The 2,245-nt window shown below is 70.7% G+C and carries 2 protein-coding genes; both read left to right on the top strand.

Annotated features, from left to right (window positions below; genetic code table 11):
* Positions 1-540 precede the first annotated feature (540 nt).
* On the top strand, positions 541-1,356 hold the full coding sequence (locus NBW84_RS22935; protein ID WP_250287323.1) for a dienelactone hydrolase family protein: 816 nt from the start codon (positions 541-543) through the stop codon (positions 1,354-1,356).
* A gap of 496 nt (positions 1,357-1,852) precedes the next feature.
* The coding region (locus NBW84_RS22930; protein ID WP_250287322.1) for a hypothetical protein at positions 1,853-2,245 on the top strand (393 nt) is incomplete at its 3' end.

Raw genomic sequence — 2,245 nt, 5'->3', positions numbered from 1 at the left:
CGCCCGCTCGGCAGGCGGTATCCGCGCCGTCAGGACGCGTTGCCGGCGCCCGAGTGGGCCCTCGTCCTCGTTCAGAAGTGAACTGCCCCGGGTTCCCTGAGCATGCTGAGGACGGGCGCCGAGAGCGTCCCCGGCTCGTCTGAGCGACGGCCGCCATCCTCGGCGTCGGCGATCCAGCCGCGGCACGCGTAGCCCGGCAAACCGCCAAGATTGCCCACACGGCAGCGCAAGCGGGACAGCAGGCGCCCTGTTCCCGCAGGAGTTCGTTGGCGTCCCAGTACGACAGGTTGTAGCGGAGGTATCAGGGGCCGCCAGCACGGTCACTTCCGGTGGGAACCGGAAGCCGGTGAACTCCGAGGCGGGGATCAGCGAACGGGCAGGGTGTCGGCGCATCCGCCCGCCTTTTCTGATCAAGAAACCGGTGAACGCACCAGGCCCACCAGGCGCCTCACGTCACCCACATGACGGTCACTCCAAGTCGCGAACTGCGAGGGCGCGCCGGTCTCACGGGAGCATGAGCGTTCTGCTTGACTGTCCGCCATGGCCGACGACAGTCTCGCCGATTTCGAGATGAAGGACTTCACCCACGACGGCAGGACTCGGACGGTGTACCGAGCCGGCACGGGCCCGGCCGTGATCGTGATCGCGGAGCTGCCGGGTATCACGCCGAAGGTGGCCACGTTCGCCCGCCGGGTCATCGACATCGGCTGCACCGCGGTGATGCCGCACCTGTTCGGCGTCCCCGGCAAGGACCCGCTCGCCGCCGGCAGGCTGGGCACGTTGCGGTACGGGCTGTCGTCGGCTGTTCCAGCCTGCGTCAGCCGGGAGTTCACCGTCTGGGCGACGAGCCGCACGTCACCTGTGGTCTCGTGGCTGCGTGCCCTCGCCGCGGACGAGCACGCGCGCTGCGGCGGGCCCGGTGTCGGCGTCATTGGCATGTGCTTCACCGGCGGGTTCGCGCTGGCGATGGCGACGCACCCCAGCCTGATCGCTCCAGTGCTGGCGGAGCCGTCCCTGCCGTTTCCCTTCACCAAGGCCAGGAAGAGGGCCATCGACTGTTCCGCCGCCGACCTCGACGTGGTCAGGGGACGGTGCGCGGCGGAGGGCCTGCAGGTGCTCGGCCTGCGCTTCCGGGGCGACACCCTCTCACCGGCTGAGCGCTTCCAGTTCCTGCGGGAGCAGCTGGGCGACGCCTTCGTCGCCATCGAGCTCGACGACAGCAGCGCCAACCCCGAGGCCAGGATGAAGCCACACTCCGTCGTCACCGAGCACCTCATCGACGAGCCGGGCCAGCCGACACGGGCGGCACTCGGCCAGGTCCTCGAGCTGTTCCGAACACGCCTTCTACCGGCGTAGCGAATTCGCCCGGCGAAGTCCGGAGCCATCCGCACTCGACACGCTCGAACGCGCGCTGGTCGCGGCGTTCGCGGACCACGGCCCGGCTTGCCGAGCGGTTCGGCCCCCCGAGCCGCTCGGCAAGGGTCGTACCCAGGTCTGCCCCTGCGCCACGACCCGGCGCTGGCCCGCGACCACAACACCCACGCCGGCCGGATCACCTGCCCCGGTCGGTGCCGCCCACGACCTTCCCTCCATCACCCCCGCCGAGGTCCTCGCCACCGGCCCCGACCCATCCTGACCCTCGCACCAACGCGCCCGGATCCCGCCCGCCCGCGGGGCGCGGCTGCCGGCCGCGGGCCGGGTGGGACCGAGAAGCGCGCTGTGCTGTCGCCATCCTGACCGGGCGGGCGGCCCAGGTTCAGTACCAGCACGGATACGCGGCGGCAACCGCGCCGCGCACGATGCGGTCACCACAGGCACGCCTGAGCGTGCACGAACTCGAAGGTGACGCACGATGACCATGAACGAACCGTCGGCCGCCGTCTCACGGCGGGGCATCCTGGCAGCCGGGCTGGGCCTGGCGACTGCCACCGCCACCGCCATGCTCGCCACACCCGCCGCGGCGTCGGGGACGTGGCAGACTGACTGGCGTTTCTGCAACAGGTGCCACGGCCTGGTCCGGTACCCTTCGCCGGTCCAGAACCGATGCCCCGCGGGCTTCTCGCACAGGGTTCAGGGCTGGACCTTCGGAGTGCCCTTCACCAACAGCACTGACCACCATGCTGGCGAGACGGAGTACCAGCAGAGCGACTGGCAGATGTGCCAGTACTGCAGCGTCCTCTACTACCACGACTTCCCCGGCGTATGCGCCGGCCGCGGCGGCTCCACCCACCTGGCGACCGGGCCC

It is taken from the genome of Protofrankia sp. CiP1_Cm_nod2, assembly GCF_920664355.1.
In the GTDB taxonomy this organism is placed as follows: domain Bacteria; phylum Actinomycetota; class Actinomycetes; order Frankiales; family Frankiaceae; genus Protofrankia.
The sequence above is the reverse complement of the archived record's forward strand: the minus strand, read 5'-3'. Positions and strand labels throughout refer to the sequence as shown.

Bases quoted from the DNA above. Each gene is read 5' to 3' on its own strand.
- NBW84_RS22935 (WP_250287323.1), top strand. From the start codon at position 541: ATGGCCGACGACAGTCTCGCCGATTTCGAGATGAAGGACTTCACCCAC.